The following is a 25,969-nucleotide window of genomic DNA, read 5'->3' as shown; positions in this document are numbered from 1 at the left end:
CCAGACGGACAAGCCGGCGCTAGCTGAACTGTTCGCGGTACTGGGTGGGGGTCAGGCCGAGCTTTTCACTGAACAGGAAGCGCATGTGCCGCACGCTGCCGAAGCCGCTTTTGTAGGCCACGGTCTTGAGCGGCAGGTCGCTGCTCTCCAGCAGGTTCCGCGCGCGGTCGATCCGCGCGCTTTGCAGGAACTCCATGGGCGTCATGTTCACCTCGCGGGCAAACACCCGGGCGAAATGCCGCGTGCTCATGTTCGCCAAGCCGGCCATGCGCTCGATGCTGAAGGCTTCGTCCAGGTGTTCGAGCACGTGATTCTGCACCCGGGTCACTGGCGTTTCCTGCGGCGCCACCGCGGCCGTCAGCGGGCTGAACTGGGCCTGCCCGCCCTGGCGCTTCATCACCACCAGCAACACCTTGGCCACGTCCTGGGCGACTTTCTTGCCGTGGTCCCGGGCGACCACCGCCAGCGCCAGGTCGATGCCCGCGGTGACCCCGCCCGAGGTGATCAGGTTGCGATCCTCGACGAAGATCTGGTCGGTCTCCACCCTCGCCTCGGGGAAAGCCCGGATCAGGCGTTCGGTGTAGTGCCAGTGGGTCGTCACCCGATATCCGTCGAGCAAGCCGGCATGCCCGAGGATGAAGGCCCCGGTGCAGATCGAGCCATAGACGGCCGAGCGGCGCACGGCCCCCGCCAGCCAGTCGAGCAAGGGTGGGTGCTTTTCGTTGTAGGCCCCCGGTCCCCCGGGCACCAGCAGCAGGTCATAGCGGTCGCGTGCCTGGTCGATATGCACATCGGCCTGGACGCTGACGCCGTTGGAAGCGCGCAACGCGCCGTGCTCGGTGCCGATCGTCGAGAGCTGGTAATGGTCCTTCGGCTCCAGATAACGGTTGGCGATGGAAAACACCTCCATGGGCCCGGCCATGTCGAGCAGGAGAAAGTCTGGAAACAGCACCATTGCCACGGTTTTCATGGGTTGAACATCACTGATATCAAAGGGTTGGAAGCCTAACGCCGACCCTGGAGATTATGCCCGGACGGCGCGCGGCCATTGGCCAAGAATACGTGATTCGGCGCACAAAATTGTCAACTCAAAAGGGACAGTATTTCAGTTTCCATCTACTTATTGCACCACAGGGTAACCATTAGCCTTCTCCTCAACCGGACGAATTCCCGTTCCGACAGGAGATTCCCTCATGCTGACCCTTCGCAAAGCCTCTGATCGCGGCGCCGCCAACCACGGTTGGTTGAAGTCCTTCCATACCTTTTCCTTCGCCAACTATCGCAACCCGCGGGAACAGGGTTTTTCCGACCTGCTGGTGATCAACGACGACCGGGTCGCCGCCGGCAAGGGCTTCGGCCAACACCCGCACCGGGACATGGAGATTTTCTCCTATGTGCTCGAAGGCGCCCTGGAACACAAGGACACCCTGGGCACAGGTTCGGTGATCCGCCCTGGCGACGTGCAACTGATGAGCGCTGGCAGCGGCGTGGCGCACAGCGAGTACAACCACTCGGCCACCCAGCCGGTGCACTTCCTGCAGATATGGATAGTGCCGGATGTCAGCGGCGCCAAACCGCGTTATCAGCAGGAGCATTTCAGCCCGCAGCAAAAACGCGGCCGCCTGCAATTGATCATCTCCCCCGAGGGGACCGGGGGTTCGCTGCAGGTGCGCCAGGATGCGCGGGTCTATGCCGGGCTGATCGACGGCCAGGAAAGCGCCAGCCTGAAGCTCGATGCCAACCGCTACGCCTATGTGCATGTGGCCCGCGGCTCGGTCGACCTCAACGGCCTGCCCTTGCAGGAAGGCGATGGCGTGCGGGTCCGCAAGGAACAGGCGCTGACCTTGAGCAAGGGCGTGGATGCCGAAGTGCTGGTGTTCGATCTGCGTGCGCAGGAACTGCCAGAAATGCCTTGACCCTCACCTGCCCGGGGCCCGTGCCCCGGGCTTTTTTTGCCCGGTGACAAGGCCTCGACAGCCCGGGCGCCGGTCCAGGCCGGGGCAACGCCTCGCCGTTCACCACAAGCCTGTTGAAACCCCTTTGCAATCTCTGCGTGCAAGAATAATGTAGCGATATCTACATTTTTCAGATCTTTCACTACATGAATAATTGGCTAGCGCTGATCCTCGGATTGCCGACCGCGAACGCAACGGCGCGCATGCGCGCCTGGCGGGCCCTGAAAGCCTCCGGGGCCGCGGTGTTGCGCGACGGTGCCTACCTGTTGCCGGACACCGCTGCCTGCCGCGAAGCGCTGGCCGCGGTTGAGCGGGACATCCTGGCCATCAATGGCACCGCCTTTGTCCTGCCCGTGGTGGACCCCAACGGCGAACGCTTTATCGGGTTGTTCGAGCGCAACGAGGACTACAGCAAGCTGCGCAACGATATCGAGGAGTGCCGGGGGCAACTGACGGCGCAGAATGCGCTGGCCAGCACCCGGCAGATTCGCAAGCTGCGCAAAGCCTACGATCAGCTGGCCAGCATCGATTTTTTTCCCGGCCAGCCGAAGCAGCACACCGACGCCGCCTTGCAAGAGTTGGAGACGGCGGTCAGCAGGGCCTTGTCCACGGATGAGCCACATAGCCGGGACCTGCCAATCACCCTGCTCAGCCCGGGCGACTATCAGGGCCGGGTCTGGGCGACCCGCAAGCGCCCCTGGGTCGACCGCCTGGCGAGTGCCTGGCTGATCCGCCGTTTCATCGACCCCAAGGCGCGGATCCTCTGGCTGGACCAGCCCCAGGACTGCCCGGTCGACGCCCTGGGTTTCGACTTCGATGACGCAACCTTCAGCCATGTCGGCAACCGCGTGACCTTCGAAACCCTGCAAGCCAGTTTTGCCCTTCAGCAACCCGGTCTGAGCCGCTTCGCGGCCCTGGTGCACTACCTCGATATCGGCGGCATCCAGCCCGTGGAAGCGGCCGGCATCGAACGGGTACTGGCCGGGCTGCGCGAAACCATCAGCCATGACGACCAACTGCTGGCCGCTGCCAGTGCCATCTTCGACGGCCTGCTCGCCGAGTTCGTGAAAGAGGAGCCACCCCATGAGTAAGGTTTCCGAGTCGGCGCTTGAAACGGATCTGCCGAGGCCCGAGCCGATCGGTTTGCGCGAGGCCTTCTGGTTCTGGCTCAAGCTCGGCTTCATCAGCTTTGGCGGGCCAGCGGGGCAGATTTCGATCATGCACCAGGAACTGGTGGAACGCCGGCGCTGGATTTCCGAGCGGCGCTTCCTGCATGCCCTCAACTACTGCATGTTGCTGCCCGGGCCCGAGGCCCAGCAACTGGCGACCTACATCGGCTGGCTGATGCATCGGACCTGGGGCGGCGTGATTGCCGGCGCGCTGTTCGTATTGCCTTCGCTGTTCATCCTGATCGCCTTGTCCTGGCTGTACATCGCCTTCGGTGAAGTACCGGTGGTGGCCGGGCTGTTCTATGGCATCAAGCCCGCGGTGACGGCAATAGTCGTGCAGGCGGCGCACCGGATCGGCTCGCGGGCCCTGAAGAACCCTTGGCTGTGGGCGATAGCCGCGGCGTCATTCACCGCGATCTTCGCCTTCAATGTGCCGTTTCCGCTGATCGTGCTGGGGGCCGCCTTGATCGGTTACCTCGGCGGTCGCCTGGTGCCCGAGAAGTTCAAGGTCGGCGGGCATGGCGCGGCTAAAAAGTCCTTCGGCCCGGCCTTGATCGATGACGACACCCCCTCCCCCGAACATGCCCGCTTCAGTTGGCTGAAACTCACGCTGCTGGCGTTCATCGGCGCCCTGTTGTGGGCCTTGCCGATGGGCGCCCTGACCGCGCTGTTCGGCTGGCAAGGCACCTTGACCCAGATGGGCTGGTTCTTCACCAAGGCCGCCTTGCTGACCTTCGGCGGTGCTTATGCCGTGCTGCCGTATGTCTATCAGGGCGCGGTGGGTCACTACGGCTGGCTGACCCCGACCCAGATGATCGACGGCCTGGCCCTGGGGGAAACCACCCCCGGGCCGCTGATCATGGTGGTGGCCTTCGTCGGCTTCGTCGGGGCTTATGTCTCCCAGGTGTTTGGCGCCGATCAGGTGTTTCTCGCTGGTGCGGTCGCGGCGGCCCTGGTGACGTGGTTCACCTTCCTGCCTTCGTTCCTGTTCATCCTCGCCGGCGGCCCGCTGGTGGAATCGACCCACAACGAGCTCAAGTTCACCGCGCCGCTCACCGGGATCACCGCCGCGGTGGTGGGGGTGATCCTCAACCTGGCGTGTTTCTTCGGTTACCACGTGCTGTGGCCGAACGGCTTCAGCGGCGCCCTCGACTGGCCCTCGGCGCTGATCGCGATTGCCGCGGCGGTTGCCCTGTTCCGCTTCAAGCGCGGCGTGATCCAGGTGTTGATGGCCTGTGCGCTGGCGGGCCTGGCCGTGCACCTGCTGCGTTAGAGCATGTGAACTGATTGACGATCTCTGGCGGGCGCCGGGCCTGCCAGCTCACCCAGCCTACCGAGTCAGGCAGGAGGTGTTCCATGAGGTGGATTACCCGCGAACGACCCAAGATCGACCGCATCGCCTGTCCCTGGTTGATCACCCGTTTCATCGATCCTCAGGCGGAGTTTTTATACGTGCCCAGCGCCGATGTGCTGCGGATCGCCGCGGAGAAAGACGAGGCGCCCTACGACATACCCGGTGTTGAACTGAGCCACGAGGGCGAGTTGTGCAGCTTCGACGCCTTCCTGAAGAAGTACCGACTCAGCGAGCCGGCCTTGCAGCATCTGGCCAGAATCGTGCGCGGGGCCGATACCTCGCGCCTGGACCTGACCCCGCAATCGGCGGGGTTGTACGCGATTTCACTGGGCCTGTCGCAGCGCTATGGCGATGACCAGGAAATGCTCGCCCACGGCCTGGTCCTGTACGACGCGCTCTACGCCTGGTGCAAGGATTGCCAGGGCGAATCCCATAACTGGCCTCCACAGATGTGAGGCGGCCAGCTCGTCACCAAGCCCAGCCTGACGCTGGGCTTTGGCTTTTAGAGGCAGTGGCAATCGTGGGTCCTGTGATCGATGGCTGACGGCAAGCAGCCCCTCAGCCCTGCCCCTTGAGGAAATGGCGGATGCGGATCTTCACCCCGTCGCTCTGGAAGCGGCGGGCGGCCGCCTCGATCTTCAGTTCGGCGCGGGTTACTCGCTCATGGTGACGCAGGTGGCCGACCCAGGATTCGTCGAAGAACACTTCACACCACAGGCGCGGGTTTTCGCTGTCCTGCAGCAGGCACCAGGAAAACGAACCGTTGCGCTGGCGCATGCGGCGCACCGGGTTCATCGCCTGCTGGAAGGCCTGGGCGTGTTCGGGGGCGATGTCGTATTCCAGGCTGATCATCACCGGGCCGCGCTCCAGGTCCTGGTCGGCGCTGAGCAGCGGTTGCGGCCAGTGCAGCGACGGCGCCAGGTCTTCGGCGCTGCGCTGGGGCAAGCCGACCCGCCAGGTCAGCCCGACCCCGGCCAGCAAAACTGCTGCCGCCGCGCTCAGGGCAAGGCTCATGGACAACAGGCTGGCCACCCAGCCCCAGAGCAACCCGCCCAGGGCCATGCTGCCGAAGAACATCAGGATGTACACCGCCAGCGCTCGCGCCCGCACCCAGGCCGGCACCGAAGTCTGGGCCGCCACCTGGAAACTCGAGAGTACGGCGATCCAGGCGCCGCCGCTGATCAGCATCACCGGGATCAACAGATAGAAGTCGCGCAGCCAGGCCAGGGCGAACAGCACCAGGGCGTAGGTCACGCTGGCCAGCGCCACCAGGCGATCCACCGCCAGGTGCTGGCGCAGCCGCGGCAACAGCATCGCCCCCAGCACCGCGCCGAGGCCGACGCTGCCGAGCAACACGCCGAACTGGGTCGCGCTGCCCTGCAGTTCGCCGCGCACGATCAACGGCAGCAAGGACATGCCGGCGCTGGCGCCGAAGAAAAACCCCAGGGTGCGAATCAGTACCCGTTGCAGAGGATGGGAACTGCGGGCGTAGCGCCAGCCCACGCGGATCGCACTGAACAGCCGCTCCGCCGGCAACACCGCGACCTTCGGCTCGCGCCGCCAGCAGGCGAGCACGGCGATCACCGCAAAGAACGACAGCGCATTCACCGCGAAGGTCGCCCAGGGACCGGCCAGGCTCACCAGGACTCCGGCGATGGCCGGGCCCACGGCGCGCGCCACGTTGGTCCCGACGCTGCTCAAGGCGATGGCCGCGGGCAATTCGCCGGCAGGCACCAGTTCCGGGGTCAGGGCCGACCAGGCCGGCATCATCAGCGCCGTGCCGATGCCCATGGCCAGGGTCAACAGCAGCAACAAGGGCACCGTCATCAGGCCGCTGAGGGTCAGGAACGCCAGGAGCATGGCCACGCTGGCCATCCAGCCCTGCACCAGCAACAGGTAACGGCGCTTGTCGACGATATCGGCCAGCGCCCCCGCCGGCAGCGCGAGGAAGAACATCGGCGCCGCGGCGGCCACCTGCACCAGCGCCACCGTCATCGGGCTGGCCGACAGCGAGGTCATCAGCCAGCCGGCGCCCACCTCGTGCATCCAGGTGCCGATGTTCGAGGCGATGCTGGCCAGCCACAGCCCGCGAAACAGGCCATGCTTGAGCGGGCTCCAGGGCGAAAGGGAGGCCGCGCTACGGGAGGAATCGAGGGTCTGTTTCATGACGGTCCTTGAGTCGTGGGAAGGGTTTGCAGTCCGGGCGTTTTTGCGCGCCAACGACCTCCGGCCGGCGCAAGCGGGTTGCGTCGACCGGAGGTCATTCGCGGCAGGCCTACTTGACCTGACGCTGCGGTGCCTTGTGCACCATGGTGTAGGCGTAGTCCACGCCCATGCCGTAGGCGCCGCTGTGCTCGCGCACCAGATCCATCACCGCGTCGTAGGTTTCCTTGTGCGCCCAGTCGCGTTGGAACTCGAGCAGCACTTGCTGCCAGGTCACAGGCACCGCGCCGGCCTGGATCATGCGTTGCACCGACATGTCATGGGCTTCCTGGGTGGTACCGCCGGATGCGTCGGTGACGATGTACACCTCGTAGCCTTCGGCCAGGGCTTCCAGGGCCGGGAAGTTCAGGCAGACCTCGGTCCACAGCGCGGCCATGATCAGTTTCTTGCGTCCGGTGGCCTTCACCGCTTCCACCAGTTTCTTGTCTTCCCAGGAGTTCATCGAGGTGCGCTCGATCGGCTGGTGGCCAGGGAACACGCCGAGCAGTTCCGGCCAGATGTAGCCGCTGAAGCTCTCGGTTTCCACCGAGGTGAAGATGGTCGGCACGTTGAAGATCTTCGCCGCCTTGGCCAGGCCCACGGTGTTGTTCTTCAGGGTCTGGCGGTCGATCGACTGCACGCCGAAAGACATCTGTGGCTGGTGGTCGATCAGGATCAGGGCGGAGTTGCTTGGGTTGAGCAGTTCACGGATAGACATGGCGCGTTCCTTTTGCTGTCGAGTGGGTTCAAGCGTTGATTTGCACAATTCAGGGGCTCGGCGCAGGTTCCGCTGGGGAGGCTTGGCTGCCGGCTTGGTGGCTAATTTAGGGCTCAAAACAAAAAGGGACAATTCAGCAAAACCGAGAATAATTGATTCCAAAATAGGGACAATTCAAAAACGGCCGCACAGCCCACCGCGAATGACGCCTGCCTGCGCAAACGACCGAATGCAGCACAGCCGTACAATCCCCGCGCCCTGTAATAGGCAACCATGCTTCGCCTCGATCCGATGGCCACGCCGAGCGGACGCGGGTTGACCGAAGGCCAGCCGGCAGTTGCCGGAACCGAGGCCAGCCGCGTCCCGGGCCACCCACCTTGACGCGGAAAATAAGCATGCTGCTTGCCTCGAAACACCTCACCGTCCCAGGGCCGGTGAGCCTGCGCCTGAAGCCGCTGTGGCTGCTCGCCTTGCTCAGCGGCGGCGCCCCGGCACTGGCCGCACAGAGCGCGCAAGACACCCCAGGTTTCCTTGAGGGGGCGAGGCTTGAAGTGCTCAGCCGCAACTTCTACCTCAACAACGACTATCGCTCCCCTACCCCGGCCGGCAAGAGCTACCAGCAGGAATGGGCCCAGGGCTTCATCGCCTCGTTCGAGTCCGGCTTCACCCCCGGCACTGTTGGCGTGGGGGTCGATGCCCACGGTTTCCTCGGCTTGAAACTGGACGGCGGCAAGGGGCATTCCGGGACGGGCCTGTTGCCGCTGGATCATCACGGGCGCAGCGAAGACAGTTACTCCAGCGCTGGCGGCGCGCTGAAATTCAAGGCCTCGCGGACCACCCTGGCGCTCGGTGAAATGACCGTGGCGACCCCAGTGTTCGACACCGCCGACAAACGCCTGCAACCGGAATACGCCAGCGGCCTGCTGCTCTCCAGCCGGGAGATCGAGGGGCTCGATCTGCAGGCCGGTCACTTCAGCGCCTTCAAGAACCAGGACGCCTCGACCGGCCAGGGCGACTTTTCCGGTTACGGGGCAACCACCCGCCACGCCAGCATCGACTTCATCGGCGCCGACCTGTTCGCCGGCCAGGTCCTGGGCGGCGCCCTCTACGCCTCGGAGCTGAGCGACACCTGGCGCCAGTACTACGCCAACCTGCATGCCAGCCTTGGCCAGCTGTTCCTCGACGGCAACCTGTACCACAGCCGCGACCAGGGCCAGGCCGTGGCCGGCGCCATCGACACCACGGCCTACAGCCTCTCCGGCAAGTACCGGATCGACGCCCAGGCGTTCACCCTGGCCTATCAGAAAGTCCACGGCGACACGCCCTTCGACTTCGTCGGCGGCGACTCCATCTACCTCGCCAACTCGATCAAATACGCCGACTTCAACGGCCCCGGCGAGCGCTCCTGGCAAGCGCGCTACGACCTCGACCTGGGCACCCTGGGCATTCCCGGCCTGAGCTTCATGGCCCGCTATGTGAGCGGCCGCGGCATCGACGGCAGCCACGCGCCCCAGGGCGGCGCCTACAACCCCTTCGATAGCGCCAGCGGCACCTACAGCCCGCAACAGGGCCGGGGCGGACGCCACTGGGAACGCGACCTGGACCTGCGCTACATCCTGCAGTCGGGCCCGGCCAAGGACCTGTCGCTGCAACTGTCCCACGTCAGCCACCGGGCCAACGCCGCCCAGGCCGGCGACGACATCGACAGGCTGTACATCGTCATTCAGTACCCGCTCAAGCTCGGGCCGTTCTGATCTTGCGCGGCAGATGCGATAGCCTGCTGCAGCGTTTCCAGCGTCGCAGGCTTGAACAGGATCTCGTCCATGCCTGCGGCCTTGCATCGTTCCACCGCGCTCGCTTCGATGCTGGCCGTCAGGGCAATGACGCGACAGCGTGGACGGCTACTCTGGGACTCCTCCCAACGGATCCGCCTGGCCAGTTCGAAGCCGTCCATCCTCGGCATCATGCCGTCCGTGAGCACGATGTCGAAGTCCGCGCTCAGCCAGCGCATGAAGGCTTCCTGCCCATCTTCCGCGACCACGACCCTATGCCCCAGGGTTTCAAGCTGGGTGGTGAGGGTGGCGCGATTGAAGGCGTTATCTTCGGCCAGCAAGATGGACAATGGATGCGCTTCGGCAGCAATGGGCTGAGCCTGCTGCGCAGCTTCGCCCTCGACAGCGGCTGGAGGGTCGCAGATGGGCAGGCTCAATTCGAGGCTGAAGCAGGATCCTTTGCCGGGTTCGCTACGCGGGTTGATCTGGCCCCCCATCAGCTGCACCAGACGGCGGCTGATGTTCAGCCCCAAGCCGCTTCCGGACGCCTGCCCCGCGCCCGGTGCGCCCACCTGAGAGAAGGGCTTGAACAGCTTGCCCATGTCCTCGGCGCAAATGCCGATGCCCGTGTCGATGACATCGAGGTCCAGACGCAACCTGTCCCCGTCACGGCGGGTGCGGGCCTGTAGGGTGACGCCTCCACGTTCGGTGAACTTGATGGCGTTGCTGAGCAGGTTGAACAGCACCTGCTTGAAATGCAGCGGGTCCATCAGCACCCATGCCTGCAGGTCGCCTTCGACCTTGACGTCCAGGGTCAGGCCTTTTTGTCGCGCCATGCCGAAGGCGATAGAGGCGACGCCTTCAATCTGGTGGTTGATGAGCACCGGCTCGGGAAACGAATCAATCTTTCCGGACTCGATGCGAGAAATATCCAGCACATTGCCCAGCAGCAACAGAAGCCCCTGGGCCGCTTCCTGGGCCACGGACAGGGACAGGCTGTCGGCCTCCCCCTGTTTCGCCCTCCGCAACGCGAGTTCCTGCATGCCGATGATCGCGTTCAGCGGCGTGCGTATCTCATGGCTCATCGTCGACAGGAAGACCGTCTTGGCCTGGTTGGCGGCCTCGGCCCGCTCCTCCGCGGCCCGGGTCCTGCGGACCTGGCGTCGCAGGTAGAACGCCCAGATCAGCGAGATGGCGATCAGGACAGCGAAGAGCCCGCCCAGTTGGAGAATCTTGTCGCGATGGTCACGCCAGAAGTCGCTCCCGCCCTTGGCGAAGCGCGGCGCCCAGGCCTGGACTATTTCCGCGACCTCTTCCGGCGTGATTGCCAGCTGCGCCTTCTCCAGGATGCTGCGCAACTCCGGCTGGTTCTTCGCCACACCGATGCCGATGGGCGTGGAGATGTTCTGCAGGATCCCGGTGACCTGGATGCGATTGTCGAAGTATTGGGCCGACAGATAGCGGCCGGTGTAGTCGCTGCTCAGGTACACCTCGCTCTGCCCCGAATCGACCGAGCGCATGGCCTCGAGGAACGTGGGGTATAGCTTGAGCTGAATCGCCGGATAGTCACGTCTTATCGTATCGATGAAAAAGTAGCCCTCACCCGTCGCCAGCGTCCTCCCATTCAGATCGGCAAGGCCGGTGAAACGCCGGCCGGCGTGACGGCCACCACTGGCGGCGGTCATCAGTACGGTGGAGCTGCGCAGGTACGGCGGCAAGACATCCAGTGGTGTCTCGAACAGGTCGGACTGAGGCATGGCCGGGGTCAGAAGCGCCCGCCCCTCGGCGATGAGCTTGTTGGTTTCAAGGGTGTTTTGCGTGCCCAGGTAAGAGAACTTCAGGCCGCTGCGCTGGCTGATCAATTCCAGGTAGTCGCGGCCAATGCCGGTGACGCTGCGGTCCCGTCCCAACTCACCCAGCGCCCCAAGCGAGTAGTTGATGGCGACGGGCACCTGCGGGTGGCTGTCCAGCCAGCGCTGTTCCGCGGGTGTCAGCTTCACCCGCTCTTCGTCGATACTCAAGCGGCGGCCAGCGCTCCAACTGCGCAGGATGTCTTCCCCATAGCGCCTGGATATCCTGGGTATCGCCCGGTCGATGATGTCCCTCAGCGACTCGTCTCCCGGACGCAGAAGGAAGCGGAAACCCTGGCTGTCGACGGGGGCGAAGTTATCGATCCGCAGACCCAGCAGATAATGGGTTTGAATCAGGTAATGCGAGGACACGGCGTCCCCCAACACCGCGTCGACATCCCCCAGCACCAGCCCTTCGAGCGCCCGTTGAGGCGAATCGAAATACTCCACCTGGCTATGGGGGTAGGCCTCCCGTACCGCCTGTTCCTGAAGATAACCGACGGTCATACCCAGCACGCTACCGGCCTGGTTGGGATCGAAAGACTGGGCCTGGGACGTCACCAACACCGGGCGGTCGGGCAGATAGGACTCGCTGAGCAGCAGCCCGTTTTCCTGGCCTTCAACGTCGCTGCCCGCGCCCAGCAGGTCGATCTCGCCACTGCGCAAGGCCGCCAGCGCGGAGGCCCGCGACGAGTAGGCGCGCACCTGGGGCGGCCGTTCGAACATCAGGGCCAGGTAGTCGGCCGTGATGCCCTGGTAGCGATCTCCATAGAACACCGACAGGGGCGGATAATCGAGAAGCACGACCCCGACCCTGAGCGGCCCGCGCCCTTCCAGCCATTGCCGCGCCTTGGCGTCCAGCCAGGGGTGGCTGCTCGCGGTCATCCGACCGGACAACGCGATGTCATGTGCGTGAGCGGGAAATATCGGTGAAAGAAAACCCAGCAACAGAATGCCAATAGCTGCGAGGGACCTCAGTAGCATGGGGAACCTTCCTTGAGGTACTTGCGGGATTTGTGGCAGGTGGCGCTTCGCAGGCGGTCACTGCGGCGCGGTCGAAAATGTCGTGAACTCAACTGCAACTCTAGGCCTTGGCGGCTTTGCCGACAGCAAATAGCCCATCCTAGACCATCGAGGGCAGGGGCTGACAGACGAATACCGCACAATGAGCAGCACTGCTTCTCGCCCCCTCCATGATTTATCTGAATTGGTCAGCCCAATTCGCGTTGGCTTGACATCTCGACTACTCGGTCACCAACATGCAGCCGACTACACAGCCATGCACAGATATCATGTTCGAACTGAAAGACCTGCCTTCCCGCGAAACACTCGAGCACTTCGGCAAGCTCTATGACAACCCCGACGTCGAAGGGCTCTATACCTGGCTGGTATGGGCGTCGGCGACGGATGAAATGCTCTCGGCATTCAACGCCAACCTGGCGCGCGAGAATCTTGCACAAACCCCCTTCTTCGTCCTGCTGCTGCTCAAGCGCAACCCCGGGGGACTCTCGATCGGCGCGTTGGCCGATGGGGTGGCCGTGGCTTCGCAGACGATGACCCGGGCCATCAAGCAGATGGAAGCCGCCGGCCTTTGCACGAAACATCCGGACCCGGACGATGGGCGCTACTGGATCGTCCGGCTGACCCCGGAGGGCGACAGCACCCTTGGCCGGGTGCTGCCCAAACACTATGAGTGGGTCGCCAAGTTCATGAGCCACTTCAAGGAAGATGAGCGCGAGCTTTTGGTGAAGCTGATGATGAGGGTGGCCCCTGCCCTGCGAACCATGCGCCTGGAAACGGAACTCGGCTGATCGGCCGAGTTTCTTGGAAACCATGTAGCACGCTACACAGCAACCTACAGAAAATGAAACCTTGGGCGGCTCCCTCAGGTCGCGGCCAGTAACGTCGTGACTTCAATGCCCTGGCGCCTCTATTAATCGAGATATGTAGCAATGCACACATCTACACAGGATATGACTCAACAACCCACAGCCATCTTGCTGGTGCAGATGGTGTTCTGCGCGCTCGCCGTGGTCTCTCTCTTGTATATCCCGGTGCCTATCCTGCCCCTGTTGGCACGGGCCTATCAGTTGCCGCCGGAACAGGCTGGCCTCGCACTGGGCGCCTTCGGGTTCGCCTACGCCACCGGTTTTCTGGTGTTCGGTCCCTTATCCGATCGCCTCGGCCGCAGGACGGTCATGGTCAGCGGCCTGGTGCTGCTGGCCATCATCACGGCGGGGCTCGCCTGGGTGGAGACGCCGGCCCTGTTCATCTCGGGCCGGGCATTGCAGGGATTCGCCGCGGCCTCCTTCCCGCCCGTGGCCCTCGCCTACTTGTCCGAACGCGGTACCCCCAAGCAACGGGTGTGGGGCGTGGCCTGGATGAGCACGGCATTCCTGTCGGCAGGTTTGCTCGGACAGATCTACGGCAGCCTCGTTGCAGGGCGCTGGGGCCTGGGTTACGCCCTCATGCCACTGGTGGTGATCTATGCCGTGACCGCGTTGCGGCTGGCCAGGGTCCCGGAAGGAACTCGAGCGGTACGTCCGAAGGGCTCGATGTGGGAAGGATATCGACCCATCTTCACCTTGCTCGGTGACCCGGCCTTGCGCCGTGTGTATCTGCCCGCGCTCCTGCTGCTGATGTCATTTGTCGCCTTTTACATAGGACTGGATATGCACCTGGGCGAGGTCATCGAAAGCCAGGGCATCAGCAGGATGCAGGCACGTGGCGTGGCGTTGCCGGCGTTTCTCGCGCCACTGCTCGCCGCCAAATTGATTGGTCGCTGGGGAGCCAACCGGGTCGCGACCACGGGGCTTGGCGTCGCGGCGTTCGGACTGGTGCTTTGTGCAGGCGCCGGTCAAGAGCACATCCCCCTGCTGCTGGCAGCCAGCGTCGTCTATGTCGCCGGAGTGGCCATCAGTGTCCCCGGGCTGATCGCTCGAATCGCGGCGGCGGCATCGCCCGACGTCCGCGGCCTGGCGGTGTCCTTCTACACCTTCGTGCTCTTTGTCGGGGCGAGCCTTGGACCCTGGCTGGGAAACATCAGCCGCGCCTGGCAGGTGGAATCTTTTCTTCTGGTACTCGCAGCGGGGCTCGGCGCTGCAGCGTTGTACAGCGCAGTACGGGTAGCTGACAACTCTCGTGCGCGCTAATCGAGCGACCTTGGTTTCCACGCAGGATGTCAGTGGGAAGTGGGTCTGTTTTTGTAGTAATCCGGTATCGGCCAAACGACCTGCCGAAGGCCCCGGATATTGAAAGGGAATCCATTGATGGGTATCTACGTTGTAGTTGCAAACCAGTTCGAAGACTTCGCAAGGCATGAAAACGTGATGTCCTACAGCACGCTGCTGCAGGCGCTGAAGACATCGGGACAATCCGTGCTGAGAGGTTGCAAGGTCATTGCCGGGCAGGGGCTTGGCCGCAAGGAAATTCAGCATGCCTATCGCATGGCGATCGCCAGCGGGTATGCCGATGAATTCGATCACTGGAACCTGTGGACGGACGCGGAGCTGGCAGGCCAGGAGCTCGCCCACAAGCGCCAGCGCAAGAACGTGCTGATCTCCGTTCCCGAGAAGCATGATGAAGGTCTCTATACCGCCAACCTCCTGCTCCATGCCGAAAACGAGCTGATGCTCGACCACCTGACTGGACAGCATGTGCAAGGCATGGTGCTGCTCGAAGCCTGCCGTCAGATGTTCCTGGCGGTAACGGAGCGTTTCCACCTGGACGACTACAAACCGCATAAACGCTACTTCGTCCTCAACGAGATGAATGTCCGCTACACCGCCTTCGCCTTTCCGCTGCCGGCGCAGATCCGCTATCGCTTGATCGACCTGAAGCAACCACGCCCCGACCGCGTCGAAGTGCAGGCAACGATGGAGGTCTGGCAGGGCGAACACCCCGTCACTGGCGTGGAGGTCAAGTTCTGTGTCATGGATGCCGAGCGCCTCGGTCTGCGCGAGGCCACCCTCGCCTCTCGCGCCCTGTCCTCGCAAGTCAGCACCTTGCGCCGCCGCTTGCGCATGACCCCGCGCACCGATGCGCAGTTGATGACCGAGCCAATTCCCACTCTCTGATCCAATCGTCCGCTTGCACCCAGGTGCAAGCGGCCTTTCGAGTAATCGCAATGAAAGCACGAAGAATCGCGTTCTTCGACGTCGATGAAACCCTCATCGACCTCAAGAGCATGTTCAGTTTCCGAGCCTTCTACTTCCGCCGGCTCTGGGGAGAGGAACGTGGCGGCGAGGCGGAAGCGGCCTGCGCCAAACGTATCGATGAGTACGTCAGAAAAGGTTTCGATCGCTCTGCCATCAACACGCTGTTCTACGAAGACTTCCGCGACCACCAGCCTGCTCTGGTGGCCGACGCGGCCCTGGCCTGGTACGTCCAGGAAAGGACGCGCTCGGGATTCTTCATCCTTCCAGTCCTGCAGGCACTTCAGAAGCACCAGAGCAACGCAGACATAGTCGCCTTCGTCTCGGGCTCGGCCGTGGAGTTTCTGACCCCACTGGCGACGGAGCTCGGGGTCACCCACGTTCTGGCGAATCGAATGGAGACGCGCGACGGGCGTTTCACCGGCCAGCTCATCCCACCGCAAACCATTGGGCTGGGCAAACAGCAAGCGGCCTTGCGCCTGATGGACAGGCTCAACGTCGATCCGGCCGACTGCTACGGATACGGTGATCACCTGACGGACCTCCCCCTCCTGATGAGCATCGGCAACCCCACCGTAGTGGCAGGCGACCCGGCCCTGCTCAGGCATGCAGCGCAACTTGACTGGCCAATCCTCTACCCCGGCGCCTCCCTGCATCGAGGAGAAGCATGATGTCGTTTCACGTGTTCGCCTTCAGCCGCCTGGCGGTAATGGCCAGCCTTGCCCTCTGGTTGAGCATCGCCGTCCTCAACAACCTCACCGACCCGGAAACCAACCGTTTCCATATCGGCAACACGCTTTCCATGGTGCTGCTGGAAGAGGAGGAACTGCTGGGCGCGGCCCTGCGTTGGCGGGCCTGGCCGGCGCACTGGGCCGAAACCGCGCTGTACGCGGTGGCAGGCATTCAGGTCGCCGTTTCGGCACTGCTCTGGTATGCGGCATTCGGCTACGTCAAGGCCTGGCGCCTGGGCAGTCGTGCCGTGCTGGACAGCGCACGCAACCGCGCCGTCGTCGCCCTGACCTGCTTCCTGTTGCTGTGGTTCGGCTTCATCTGTGGCGGCCTGTGGTTCGGCTACTGGCTGAAGCAGGGTGCCATTCAATCCGTCCACATGACCCTGATCCTGATTGGCCTGGTCGCCCTGCTCTTCGTGCAGGGCGAACCCCAGCCATGGCCAGCCGTACAGCCCGCTGCCCCTGCCACGCCTGGCAGTCAACCGCTCGAAAGGAGCCTTCCATGATCTCGTCAGTTCGCACCGCAAGCGTTGCCCTCGCCATGGCCCTGGCAGCGATCACTGCCAACGCCAATACCGACTCGCCCAAGGAGAAACCTGCCATGAACCAGCCCGCCACCCGCCCGATCGCAGTGCCTTCTGGCTACCAGGAGTCCGATCACCGCCAAGTGACGGTCGATGACGAGCAAGGGGTACTCACACGGTACGTCCGCACCGATGGCCGCAACCCAAGGCTGGGTGGCGAACACTTCAGCACCCTGGTTTCGGACAGCGGCGTGCTCAAGGGTTTCGCCAATATGTCGCTGGACCTGGTCGGCAAGCCCCTGCCGTCGCGCGAACGCGCCGAGGAAGTAGCCAGGCTGTTTCTCCAGCAGCATGCCCCCGACCTGATCGAGCGCATGAAGATCAGTTGGATCGAACCCCACGACGAGCCGTTGAAGGTCACGCACGAGGGTCGCGAGGAGGTCGTCACCTTGAGCGGTATGAAAGTCAAGGCACGCAACCTGGCTGACGGTCGGTGGTTCTGGATCATCGTCGGCAGCGACGGGAAACCCATGGTGTTCGAACGCGACATCGTCTGGATCACCTTTCCCGGCAAGCGCAAGACCGAGAAATGGCTGCATGACAGCTGGCTGGCAACCCAGCCTGGCCCTTGGGCCCAGTCACTCTGACGCCGCCGTCAGGGCCAGGTGAACCATCTTTGGGAGTCAATCATGCGTATCTCCAGTTCCAACAGCATCAAGCACGCCTTGGCGCTGGTCGCCGTCAGCACGCTGAGCGCTTGCGGCCAGTCCGAACAGGGAGCGACGGCTGAACCATCGCCCCCCGTGGTCAGCGTCGCGGAGGTCGTCGTCCAGCCCCTCGCCGATTGGGACGAATTCTCAGGCCGGCTTCAAGCCCCGGAGTCAGTCGAGCTACGGCCACGGGTCTCCGGGCATATCGACCGCGTTCTGTTTCGCGACGGCTCGCTCGTCAAGAAGGGCGATCTGTTGTTCCAGATCGACCCCAGGCCCTTTCAGGCCGAGGTCGATCGCCTGGACGCCCAGCTGCAACAGGCCCGCGCCAGGCAGACCCGCGCCGCCAGCGAAGCCCAGCGCGGCGAGAAGCTGCGGGCCAACCAGGCGATTTCCGCCGAGCTGGCCGACGCGCGCAAGACGGCGTACCAGGAAGCCAGTTCCGCCGTTGCGGCGACCCGCGCCCAACTCGAAGCCGCACGTCTGAACCTGAGTTTCACCCGCATCACGGCGCCCATCGACGGCCGCATCAGTCGAGCGCAGGTGACCGCCGGGAATCTGGTCAATGAGAGGGCGACCCTGCTCACCACGATAGTGGGCACCAAGGAGCTCCATGCGTACTTCGATATCGATGAAGCCACCTACCTGAAGCAGGTCCGTCGCATACCCAGCAAAAAAGCCCTCGCCCACTCGCGCGTGCCGGTGCATCTGGCCCTGAGTACCGATGAACGACCGGCGTACGAAGGTCGCCTGGACTTCCTCGACAACCAGGTCGATCCGCGTACCGGGACCCTGCAGGCACGCGCTGTCGTCGACAACGGCGCAAACGAGCTGACACCGGGGCTCTACGTTCGCCTGCAATTACCTGCCAGTGACCTCTACCCCGCCATGCTGGTCCGAGACGAAGCGATTGGCACCGACCTGGGCAATCGCTTCGTACTGGTGCTGGGCAAAGACGCGGTGGTGAGCTATCGCGCCGTCCGGCTCGGCCCCAAGGTCGAAGGCCTGCGCGTGATCCGCGAGGGTCTGCAGGAAGGCGAGCGCATCCTGGTCAATGGCCTGCAGCGCGCCCGCCCTGGCGCCAGGGTTACGCCGGAACAGGTGGCAATGGCGACCGATGAGGTGCTGGCTCGCTTGACACGACTGAATGCCTCCACCGAACCGATGCCTGTCGCACAGCAAGGCCGAGAGCGGAGGACATCGCCATGAACTTCTCGCAGTTTTTTGTGCGACGCCCGATCTTCGCCATCGTCCTGTCGCTGCTCATCCTGATCGGCGGGATCGTCTCCCTGTTCCAGTTGCCGGTCAGCGAGTATCCGGAAGTCGTGCCGCCCACCATTGTGGTGCGGGCACAATTTCCGGGCGCGAACCCCGACGTGCTCGGCAAGACCCTGGCCTCGCCGCTGGAGCAGGCCATCACCGGCGTGGAGAACATGCTCTACATGTCCTCCCAGTCGACCTCGGACGGCTCGATGACCCTGACCCTGACCTTCGCGCTGGGGACGGACCTCAACGCCGCACTGGTCCAGGTACAGAGCCGGGTCACCCGCGCGACCACCCAGCTGCCTCCGGATGTCCAGCGGTTGGGCGTGACCGTGGACAAGACATCGCCGGCGCTGGCCCAGGTCGTTCACCTGTATTCGCCGAGCGGCCAGTACGACCCGACCTATCTTGCCAACTACATGACCATTCACGTCATCGACGAGCTGTACAAGATCGAGGGTGTCAGTGATATCCGCCTGCTGGGGATGGGCGACTATGCCCTGCGGGTCTGGCTGGATCCGGACAAGGTGGCTTCCTACAACCTGGCCGCGACGGATGTGATACGCGCCATCCGCGAGCAGAACCGGGAGGTCGCCGTAGGCTCTCTCGGTACACCGCCAAACGCGAGCGACAACGCCTTCCAGTTGCTCATCAACGCCCGGGGCCGGCTGGTCGACGAGGACGAGTTCGAGCGCATCATCGTGCATGCCGGCGAGCGCGGCGAAATCGTCCGCCTGCGCGACGTCGCACGCATCGAACTGGGCTCGAGCCAGTATGCGCTGCGCGCGCACCTTGACGGTCGCCCTTCCGCCGCCTTGCAGATTTTCCAGGACGCGGATGCCAATTCCATCGAACTGTCCGACCGGCTTCGCAAGCGGATGAGTGAGCTCGCTCAAGACTTCCCACCGGGCGTCGAACACTCGATCGGCTACGACCCCACCATCTTCGTGCGCAGCTCCATCACCGCGGTGGTGTATACCTTGCTGGAGGCCGTCGCGCTCGTCGTGCTGGTGGTCATCCTCTTTCTGCAGACCTGGCGCGCGTCGATCATTCCCCTGGCCGCAGTGCCTGTGTCCCTGATAGGCACGCTCGCGGTCATGCAACTGCTGGGCTTTTCCATCAACGCGCTATCGCTGTTCGGCCTGGTGCTGGCTATCGGCATCGTGGTCGACGACGCCATCGTCGTGGTGGAGAACGTCGAGCGCAACATCGGCCTGGGCAAGTCACCCGTAGAGGCAACCCGCCAGGCCATGAAGGAAGTCACCGGTCCGGTCATCGCCACCGCCCTGGTGCTGTGCGCGGTGTTCATTCCGAGCGCTTTCATCACCGGCCTCACCGGGCAGTTCTACCGACAGTTCGCGCTCACCATCGCGATATCGACGGTGATCTCGGCGTTCAACTCGTTGACCTTGTCGCCGGCCCTGGCGGCGATACTGCTCAAAGGCAAGGACGTGCCCAAGGATCGTCTGTCGAAGCTGATCGACCGCCTGTTCGGGGGTTGGCTGTTCCGTCCGTTCAATCGACTGTTCCAGCGGGCAAGCGCGGGTTACGTCAACCTCGCCACGCGACTGCTGCGAGCCGGCGCCATCGTCCTGATGCTGTATGTCGGTCTGCTGGGGCTGGCCTATCTGGGATTGGAGAAAACCCCCACCGGCTTCATCCCTCAGCAGGACAAGCAGTACCTGGTCGCCTTTGCCCAGTTACCCGAAGGCGCCAGCCTGGACCGTACCGAGGCCGTCATCCTGAAGATGTCCGAGCTTGCCCTGAAGCACCCGGGGGTGGCCAATACCGTGAGTTTCAGCGGCCTGTCCATCAACGGTTTCGTCAACAGCGCGAGCGCGGGGCTCATGTTCATCCCGCTTGAGTCCTTCGCTGAACGCAAGGACGCCTCGATGTCCGACACCGCCATCGCCCAGGCCTTGGCCGCCGAGTATGGGCGGATCCAGGAGGCCTTCGTGATGGTGGTTCCCCCACCGCCCGTGGAAAGCCTGGGCTCTATCGGAGGCTTCCGGGGGCAGATCGAGGACCGCGGCAGCCTGGGGCATGAAGCGCTCTACCAGCAGATTCAGTCACTGGTGGACAAAGCCCGGGCGCTGCCCGAACTGGCCGGTGTGTTCTCCAGCTACCAGGTGAATGTCCCGCAGATCGACGCGGATATCGATCGGGACAAGGCCAAGGCCCATGGGGTGGCGATCGACGAAATCTTCGACACCCTGCAGGTCTACCTGGGCTCGATATACGCCAATGACTTCAACCGCTTCGGGCGGACCTACCACGTCAATGTCCAGGCTGAGCAGGCCTACCGCATGGCGCCGGAGCAGATCGGCAGGCTGAAAGTACGCAACCGACAGGGCGACCTCATCCCGCTGTCATCCTTCGTCCGGATACGGGAATCGGCCGGTCCTGACCGTGTGATGCATTACAACGGTTTCCTCTCCGCCGAGATCAACGGCAGCCCGGCTCCAGGGTACAGCTCCGGCCAGGCCCAGGCGGCCATGGAGCGGCTGTTGCAGCAGGAACTGCCCAACGGCATGGCTTATGAGTGGACCGAACTGACCTACCAGCAGATTCTCGCCGGCAATACCGCGCTGCTGGTTTTCCCCTTGTGCGTGCTGCTGGCGTTCCTGGTGCTGGCCGCGCAGTACGAGAGCTGGAGCCTGCCGCTGGCGGTGGTGCTGATCGTCCCTATGACCCTGCTGTCGGCCATTGCCGGGGTGCTGCTCACCGGCGGCGACAACAACATCTTCACCCAGATCAGCCTGATCGTGCTGGCGGGGCTCGCGTGCAAGAACGCCATCCTGCTGGTGGAGTTTGCCCGGGAGAAACAGCAGCAGGGCCTGGACTGCGTCAGCGCAGTGCTGAAGGCCTGCCATCTGCGCTTACGCCCGATTCTGATGACGTCCATCGCCTTCATCATGGGCGTGGTGCCTTTGGTGTTGTCCTCCGGCGCCGGCGCCGAGATGCGGCGGGCCATGGGCATCGCGGTGTTCTCGGGGATGGTCGGTGTCACCTTCTTCGGCCTGCTCCTGACGCCGGTGTTCTATGTGTGGCTGCGTCGCCTGGTGGAAAGACGCAGCCAACGGCGCGCCGCCATGAAGAAGGTGCTTTGGGAGGGCAAGGCATGAGTCGCCTGTCATCTCCCGTCAACATCGGCCTGGCCGCGCTCCTGCTGACGGGATGCACGGTTGGGCCGCAGTACAGCCGCCCGACACAGTTGCCCTCTATCGGGCCCTGGGAGGCGGCTGGCAATCCAGTTGAAGCAGCATTTTTGTCGAAGGAGAAGTAGCGTTATGAAAGCTCTCGCAGTTGCCTGTGCTCTGGCAGGCCTGATCAATGCTCTGCCCGCATCGGCGGCAGACACCCCCATTTCAGGTAATGGAGAAACCTCAATGGTCATCAGAAAGAACTATCCCACCTTGCCTGAACCGGCCGGCCCCTACTCCGTTTCGGTTCGTCACAACGGCACCCTGTACCTGTCCGGCATGACCGCATTCGATACACCGGCCCAAGGCAAGGACATCGCCAAGCAGGCCGAAGCCATATTCGAACAGGTCAAGCGCGTCACCCAGGCTGAGGGGATCACTATGCGCGACCTCATCAAGGTGACCATCTTCGTGACCTCCATGGACGAAGTCGGCGCGTTACGTGAAGTCCTGTCGAAGCACTATGACGGCGCCTACCCGGCCAGCTCGCTGGTAAAGGTGGCCGGTTTGTTCTCGCCAGAGGTCAATATCGAGGTCGAAGCGGTATTCGCAATACCTGGCTGAGTTCGGCCACGGAACCTGTGGATGGTCCTCATTGGAGAAGAGACGCCATCCCGGTATAGCCGCCGGTTTTGTAGCAGTAATTGCTATGCCCGGCGTTCACATCGATGGAAACAAGGAGTGGTAGATGTCTGTTTTTTTGGTCACATGGAATCTCAATAAGGAACGCAGCAATTACGATCAGGCTCGTCAAGCATTCATCCAACATCTGGAGCGCTATCAGAATGTTAAGGACCCTGGACTGGAGTCCGTTCGCTGGATCAGCAGCAACGCCACGGCAGCCCAAATCGATGAAGATCTTCGACTTAAACTTGATAGTAATGACCGCATCTTCATCACCAAACTGAACAATAGGGAATATCAAGGTTGGCTTAACAAGGATGTTTGGACCTGGATCGATACACGGCTCTAACGTTGTTCCAGATCCCCTTGCGCCTTATGGGTTGCTAACTTAGATCCTCAGACAGGCGCTCGATTAATCGAGCGCCCTCGATGCGAGGCTCCAGACAGAGCACTGACATCCACATGACTCATTGGCAACGCCCCCAAGACGGTAAGCGGTCAACGCGATGAGCAGCAGTCACAGCGCGGCTTTGCGCATGAAGCTTTGAATTCAGAGCCAAATTAAATCAGATATCCCCTACTTGATAATCATCCCAATCTGCAAGCGTTCGCTCTTAAACTCTTGGCCATGTCTGACAACCGGACTATAAGTTCATGCGTACGCTCAAACGTCCCGACTCCCTCGTCACCCGTGTCGCCAATACCATCCGCCACGAGATCGACTCTGGTCGGCAACCGCCTCAATCACAGTTGCCCACCGAGTTCGAACTGGCGGAACGTCTGAACGTCAGTCGTTCGGTGATTCGCGAGGCGGTATCCCAGCTCAAGGCCGATGGCGTGCTGATCAGTCGCCGGGGTGCCGGGTCATTCGTTTCGGATAAACCGACCGGGACGGTCTTTCGCCTGCCGGAGATCCGGGGCCGACGCTCCGACCTGGAGCAATTGTTTGAAATGCGCCTGTGGGTCGAAGTGCAATCGGCCAGCATCGCGGCGGTCAGACGCTCAGCAGGCGACCTCGAACGCATGAGCAATGCCCTGGACACCATGGACAACGCTTCTTTGGACCTGGCGAAATCTGCCGCTGCGGATGTGGCGTTTCACCGAGCAATCGCTGCCGCATGCAAGAACGAATACTTCCTGGCCTTTCTGGATTTCCTCGGTCAACAACTGGCCGAGGCCCGGCGCGGGGCCTGGGAGAACTCCGCACGCATGATCGGAGGTTCAGAACCGGCGCAGGCGGAACATCTGGCCTTGTTCAAAGCCATTACGCAGCGCGACCCCGAAGCCGCCGCCCGTACTGCCGCAGCGCACCTTGAGGCGTCTGCTCAACGCCTCGGTATCGTTTTACCCAAAGGCACATTCATCACCCGATAGCCGTCCGCGGCCATCCGGGAAGCAATTCTATTGCCTTATATGTCCGACAACCTGACATTAAACGGCAGTCATAAAACAACAGGTGACAGCTTCACCCTCCATCGCTTTCAACCCCCCACAAACCAAAGGAACCTCCGCTTCAACATCCTGATCGCTTCCACATGAAGAGGCTTATATGGACAACTTCTCTCCCGATATCCTGCGCTCCACCGTTCAATGCCTGGCACCGCTGGACAGCCTGGAATCCGCCCGGTTCAAGGTGCCTGAAGGTGCCTGCGATACCCACGCACATGTCGTGGCCCAGGACCCTGGCTACCCTATGGTCGAGGGCCGCAGCTATACCCCGCCACCAGCGCCAGAAGAAAAGTATCTGGCCATGCTTGCTGCCACTGGCATGAGCCGTGGCGTGCTCGTGCAGATCAGTGTGTACGGCTCGGACAACCGCTACATGCTCGAGGTACTCAAGCGCAACCCCGACCGGCTGCGTGGCGTGGCGGTGGTTACGGAGGACGTTTCAGATCAGGAACTGTTGGAGATGCACGCCGCCGGCGTCAGAGGTTTGCGCATCAACGTCCTGTTCGGCGGGGGAACAGGTTTTGATGCTATGGAAACGCTGGCATCGCGTATTGCGCCCCTGGGATGGCACATGCAATTTCTGATGGACCTGCGCCAACTGCCCGAACTGATGCCGCGCATGCAGAAGCTGCCCTGCCCATGCGTCGTCGACCATATGGGACATATGCCCGTATCCCTGGGGCTTGATCACCCGGGCTACCAGGCACTGCTGCACATGGTCACGGCTTACGGCTGGTGGAGCAAACTCTCGGGCGCTTATCGCATCAGCGAATTGTGGCAAGACAACTATCGCGACGTCGTCCCTCTCGCGCAAAAGCTTATCGAAGCCGCACCTGAACGCATGCTCTGGGGCAGTGACTGGCCGCATGTCGCCCTTTCTCGCATGCCCGACACTGGGCGATTGCGCAATCTGCTCGCCATCTGGGCTCCCGATGAGCAGGTACGCAAGCGCATCCTGGTCGATAACCCTGCCCGCCTTTATGGCTTCTGAATAAAAACAAAAAACATTGTCGAGCGCCCACTGAGGGGCGTCGAGACAAGACCAGCAGGAGGCATATCCATGAGTTGGTTCAGCGATCTCAACAAAAAAGAAAAGAGCACCTTCATCTCCGCCTTTGGCGGCTGGGCCTTGGACGCTCTGGACTTCATGATTTTCACTTTTGTCATCGCCACACTGATGAGCCTCTGGCACATCGACAAAGGCCAGGCAGGCATGCTGAGTACCGTCACCCTGCTGTTCTCCGCCGTAGGCGGCTGGGGCGCGGGCATTCTTGCCGACCGCTATGGCAGGGTGCGCATCCTGCAGATCACTATCCTGTGGTTCTCCTTGTGCACGGTGCTGATCGGCTTCGCCCAGAACTTCGAACAGATCTTCGTCCTGCGCGCTTTGCAGGGCCTGGGCTTCGGTGGTGAATGGGCGGTGGGCTCGGTGTTGATGGGGGAAATCGTCCGCTCCGAACACCGAGGGAAAGCCGTAGGCACGGTACAGAGTGGCTGGGCCATCGGCTGGGGCGCGGCGGCGCTGCTTTACACCTTGGCATTTTCGCTGCTCCCCGAGGACTGGGCATGGCGCACGCTGTTCTGGATAGGCGTGATTCCGGCATTGCTGGTGCTCTACATTCGTAAGCATGTGCCCGAACCGGAAGTATTCCAGCGCGCGCAACGTGAGCAGCAATCCAAGGCGCAACGCGTTTCGCCCCTGGTCATCTTCTCGCCGGCATTACTCAAAACAACGCTATTGGCCGCGCTGCTGTGTACTGGCGTACAGGGTGGCTACTACGCCATCACTACATGGCTCCCCACTTTCCTCAAGACCGAGCGACACCTGTCTGTGGTAGGAACGGGCGGCTATCTGATGGTGATCATCCTCGGCTCATTCGTGGGCTATATCTGTGGGGCCTACCTCACCGACAAACTGGGAAGGCGAGCCAACCTGCTGATCTTCGCGCTGCTTTCGAGCGTCACCATCTTCGCCTATACCCAACTTGAACTGAGCAACTCACAAATGCTGTTTCTAGGCTTCCCTCTGGGTTTCGCGGCCTCAGGGATCTTCAGTGGCATGGGGGCGTTCTTGACCGAACTCTATCCTTCGGCGGTGCGCGCCACTGGGCAGGGATTCACCTACAACTTCGGCCGAGGAATCGGTGCGCTGTTTCCCGGCCTTGTGGGCTACCTGAGCCAAACCAGCAGCCTGGCCTCCGCCATCGGAATGTTTGCAGGCGGAGCCTATGGAGTGGTTCTGGTAGTGACCCTGCTGCTGCCGGAAACCAAGGGCAAACAGCTGGATTGAT

22 protein-coding genes are annotated in these 25,969 nt (G+C 62.7%); 18 read left to right on the top strand and 4 right to left on the bottom strand.

Translation table 11 applies throughout. From position 1 onward, the window contains the following. Positions 1-19: 19 nt before the first annotated feature. A complete protein-coding gene (locus J4D52_RS10950) occupies positions 20-970 on the bottom strand; it encodes a GlxA family transcriptional regulator (protein WP_063431639.1) in 951 nt (316 codons plus the stop codon). A 223-nt stretch (positions 971-1,193) separates the two neighbouring features. Between J4D52_RS10950 and J4D52_RS10945 the strand changes: the two genes are divergently transcribed. The 4 genes from J4D52_RS10945 to J4D52_RS10930 all read left to right on the top strand — a co-directional run bounded on the left by J4D52_RS10945 (position 1,194) and on the right by J4D52_RS10930 (position 4,933). Then, positions 1,194-1,916, top strand: a complete 723-nt coding sequence (locus tag J4D52_RS10945; protein ID WP_063431641.1) for a pirin family protein — start codon at positions 1,194-1,196, stop codon at positions 1,914-1,916. Positions 1,917-2,101: 185 nt separating this feature from the next. Continuing rightward, positions 2,102-3,046, top strand: coding sequence for a chromate resistance protein ChrB domain-containing protein (locus tag J4D52_RS10940; protein ID WP_063431643.1), 945 nt, complete (start codon positions 2,102-2,104; stop codon positions 3,044-3,046). Then, complete coding sequence (gene chrA / locus J4D52_RS10935) at positions 3,039-4,397, top strand: chromate efflux transporter (RefSeq protein WP_102676944.1); 1,359 nt, start codon at positions 3,039-3,041, stop codon at positions 4,395-4,397. The genes J4D52_RS10940 and chrA overlap by 8 nt, the downstream gene beginning before the upstream one ends. Positions 4,398-4,480: 83 nt before the next feature. Next, positions 4,481-4,933, top strand: coding sequence for a chromate resistance protein ChrB domain-containing protein (locus tag J4D52_RS10930; protein WP_102676945.1), 453 nt, complete (start codon positions 4,481-4,483; stop codon positions 4,931-4,933). Positions 4,934-5,036: 103 nt separating this feature from the next. Here J4D52_RS10930 and J4D52_RS10925 read toward each other — a convergent pair whose 3' ends face one another. Together J4D52_RS10925 and J4D52_RS10920 are read right to left on the bottom strand one after the other, a co-directional pair. Continuing rightward, positions 5,037-6,644 carry an MFS transporter gene (locus tag J4D52_RS10925; protein WP_102676946.1) on the bottom strand — a complete coding sequence of 536 codons (1,608 nt, stop codon included), beginning with the start codon at positions 6,642-6,644 and terminating at the stop codon, positions 5,037-5,039. A gap of 109 nt (positions 6,645-6,753) precedes the next feature. After that, positions 6,754-7,398 carry a hydrolase gene (locus J4D52_RS10920; RefSeq protein ID WP_110721750.1) on the bottom strand — a complete coding sequence of 215 codons (645 nt, stop codon included), beginning with the start codon at positions 7,396-7,398 and terminating at the stop codon, positions 6,754-6,756. Positions 7,399-7,793: 395 nt separating this feature from the next. On the opposite strand from J4D52_RS10920, the gene J4D52_RS10915 reads away from it, so the two are divergent. After that, positions 7,794-9,152, top strand: a complete 1,359-nt coding sequence (locus J4D52_RS10915; RefSeq protein ID WP_102677943.1) for an OprD family porin — start codon at positions 7,794-7,796, stop codon at positions 9,150-9,152. On the opposite strand, the gene J4D52_RS10910 is transcribed toward J4D52_RS10915, so the two are convergent. After that, positions 9,122-12,004 (bottom strand): ATP-binding protein, encoded by a 2,883-nt coding sequence (locus J4D52_RS10910; RefSeq protein WP_102677942.1) that lies wholly within the window; start codon positions 12,002-12,004, stop codon positions 9,122-9,124. The two genes, J4D52_RS10915 and J4D52_RS10910, sit on opposite strands and share 31 nt — an antisense overlap. Positions 12,005-12,312: 308 nt before the next feature. On the opposite strand from J4D52_RS10910, the gene J4D52_RS10905 reads away from it, so the two are divergent. From J4D52_RS10905 to J4D52_RS10845, 13 genes are all read left to right on the top strand, one after another. After that, positions 12,313-12,831 carry a MarR family winged helix-turn-helix transcriptional regulator gene (locus tag J4D52_RS10905; RefSeq protein WP_102677941.1) on the top strand — a complete coding sequence of 173 codons (519 nt, stop codon included), beginning with the start codon at positions 12,313-12,315 and terminating at the stop codon, positions 12,829-12,831. A 162-nt stretch (positions 12,832-12,993) separates the two neighbouring features. Continuing rightward, on the top strand, positions 12,994-14,172 hold the full coding sequence (locus J4D52_RS10900; protein ID WP_256581577.1) for an MFS transporter: 1,179 nt from the start codon (positions 12,994-12,996) through the stop codon (positions 14,170-14,172). A 117-nt stretch (positions 14,173-14,289) separates the two neighbouring features. After that, the gene (locus tag J4D52_RS10895) at positions 14,290-15,096 is read left to right on the top strand and encodes an AfsA-related hotdog domain-containing protein (protein WP_102677939.1); all 807 of its coding nucleotides are present in this window, start codon (positions 14,290-14,292) and stop codon (positions 15,094-15,096) included. Between the two features lie 50 nt (positions 15,097-15,146). Further along, entirely contained in the window at positions 15,147-15,845 is a 699-nt protein-coding gene (locus J4D52_RS10890) for an HAD family phosphatase (RefSeq protein WP_102677938.1), read from the top strand. Further along, positions 15,845-16,411, top strand: coding sequence for a DUF2165 family protein (locus J4D52_RS10885; RefSeq protein WP_173678575.1), 567 nt, complete (start codon positions 15,845-15,847; stop codon positions 16,409-16,411). Before J4D52_RS10890 ends, J4D52_RS10885 begins: the two co-directional genes overlap by 1 nt. Beyond that, positions 16,408-17,076 carry a hypothetical protein gene (locus J4D52_RS10880; RefSeq protein ID WP_102677936.1) on the top strand — a complete coding sequence of 223 codons (669 nt, stop codon included), beginning with the start codon at positions 16,408-16,410 and terminating at the stop codon, positions 17,074-17,076. Before J4D52_RS10885 ends, J4D52_RS10880 begins: the two co-directional genes overlap by 4 nt. A 42-nt stretch (positions 17,077-17,118) precedes the next feature. Beyond that, positions 17,119-18,348 (top strand): efflux RND transporter periplasmic adaptor subunit, encoded by a 1,230-nt coding sequence (locus tag J4D52_RS10875; protein WP_102677935.1) that lies wholly within the window; start codon positions 17,119-17,121, stop codon positions 18,346-18,348. After that, positions 18,345-21,527 (top strand): efflux RND transporter permease subunit, encoded by a 3,183-nt coding sequence (locus J4D52_RS10870; RefSeq protein ID WP_102677934.1) that lies wholly within the window; start codon positions 18,345-18,347, stop codon positions 21,525-21,527. The genes J4D52_RS10875 and J4D52_RS10870 overlap by 4 nt, the downstream gene beginning before the upstream one ends. A 165-nt stretch (positions 21,528-21,692) precedes the next feature. After that, a complete protein-coding gene (locus J4D52_RS10865; protein WP_256581576.1) occupies positions 21,693-22,169 on the top strand; it encodes a RidA family protein in 477 nt (158 codons plus the stop codon). A 124-nt stretch (positions 22,170-22,293) separates the two neighbouring features. Beyond that, positions 22,294-22,578, top strand: coding sequence for a hypothetical protein (locus tag J4D52_RS10860; RefSeq protein ID WP_063431670.1), 285 nt, complete (start codon positions 22,294-22,296; stop codon positions 22,576-22,578). A 305-nt stretch (positions 22,579-22,883) separates the two neighbouring features. Further along, positions 22,884-23,603, top strand: coding sequence for a FadR/GntR family transcriptional regulator (locus J4D52_RS10855; RefSeq protein ID WP_063431672.1), 720 nt, complete (start codon positions 22,884-22,886; stop codon positions 23,601-23,603). Positions 23,604-23,778: 175 nt separating this feature from the next. After that, entirely contained in the window at positions 23,779-24,669 is an 891-nt protein-coding gene (locus tag J4D52_RS10850; RefSeq protein WP_063431674.1) for an amidohydrolase family protein, read from the top strand. A 69-nt stretch (positions 24,670-24,738) separates the two neighbouring features. Then, a complete protein-coding gene (locus J4D52_RS10845) occupies positions 24,739-25,968 on the top strand; it encodes an MFS transporter (protein ID WP_063431676.1) in 1,230 nt (409 codons plus the stop codon). The last annotated feature ends 1 nt before the right edge of the window (position 25,969 follow it).

Source organism: Pseudomonas sp. GW460-12-10-14-TSB1 (assembly GCF_017349775.1).
Lineage (GTDB): Bacteria > Pseudomonadota > Gammaproteobacteria > Pseudomonadales > Pseudomonadaceae > Aquipseudomonas > Aquipseudomonas piscium.
Note: the sequence above shows the minus strand (reverse complement) of the source record. Positions and strands in the feature narration are given on the sequence as shown.